General features: G+C 50.1%; 1 rRNA gene. It reads right to left on the bottom strand.

Annotation, left to right across the window (positions count from 1 at the left end):
* Positions 1 to 947: ribosomal RNA gene (locus FZF01_RS19305) — 16S ribosomal RNA — on the bottom strand; the annotation flags it as partial.
* Positions 948 to 1,202: the final 255 nt, after the last annotated feature.

The following is a 1,202-nucleotide window of genomic DNA, read 5'->3' as shown; positions in this document are numbered from 1 at the left end:
CACATGCTCCACCGCTTGTGCGGGCCCCCGTCAATTCATTTGAGTTTTAATCTTGCGACCGTACTCCCCAGGCGGTCAACTTAGTGCGTTAGCTGCGCCACTAAGAACTCAAGGTTCCCAACGGCTAGTTGACATCGTTTACGGCGTGGACTACCAGGGTATCTAATCCTGTTTGCTCCCCACGCTTTCGCACCTCAGTGTCAGTACCAGTCCAGGTAGTCGCCTTCGCCACTGGTGTTCCTTCCTATATCTACGCATTTCACCGCTACACAGGAAATTCCACTACCCTCTACCGTACTCTAGCTAAGCAGTTATGGATGCAGTTCCCAGGTTGAGCCCGGGGATTTCACACCCATCTTACTTAGCCACCTACGCGCGCTTTACGCCCAGTAATTCCGATTAACGCTTGCACCCTCTGTATTACCGCGGCTGCTGGCACAGAGTTAGCCGGTGCTTATTCTGTCGGTAACGTCAAGACTGATACGTATTAAGCATCAGCCCTTCCTCCCAACTTAAAGTGCTTTACAATCCGAAGACCTTCTTCACACACGCGGCATGGCTGGATCAGGGTTTCCCCCATTGTCCAATATTCCCCACTGCTGCCTCCCGTAGGAGTCTGGACCGTGTCTCAGTTCCAGTGTGACTGATCATCCTCTCAGACCAGTTACGGATCGCAGCCTTGGTGAGCCGTTACCTCACCAACAAGCTAATCCGACCTGGGCTCATCTGATAGCGCAAGGTCCGAAGATCCCCTGCTTTCTCCCGTAGGACGTATGCGGTATTAGCGTCCGTTTCCGAACGTTATCCCCCACTATCAGGCAGATTCCCAGGTATTACTCACCCGTCCGCCGCTCTCAAGAGAAGCAAGCTTCTCTCTACCGCTCGACTTGCATGTGTTAGGCCTGCCGCCAGCGTTCAATCTGAGCCATGATCAAACTCTTCAGTTTCAAACTGATTGGGTTTTGAAAAAACCCTAAACTTGGCTCAGCTTTATTACAAAAAACTCAGTGAATTCACAGAGTAACTTGCTTAGGCTGAAAATCTTTCGATCATCAAACCTCAAGGCAAGCACCCACACGAATTACTTGATTCACATTGTTAAAGAGCGTTTCGGTTCGCGTCTCCGCTTAACCAAGGTGGCGTATATTACGCTAACCTTCTAATCTGTCAAGCATTTTTGTGAGAAGTTGTTCATCACGTTT

It is taken from the genome of Halopseudomonas salina, from assembly GCF_008641105.1.
The sequence above is the reverse complement of the archived record's forward strand: the minus strand, read 5'-3'. Positions and strand labels throughout refer to the sequence as shown.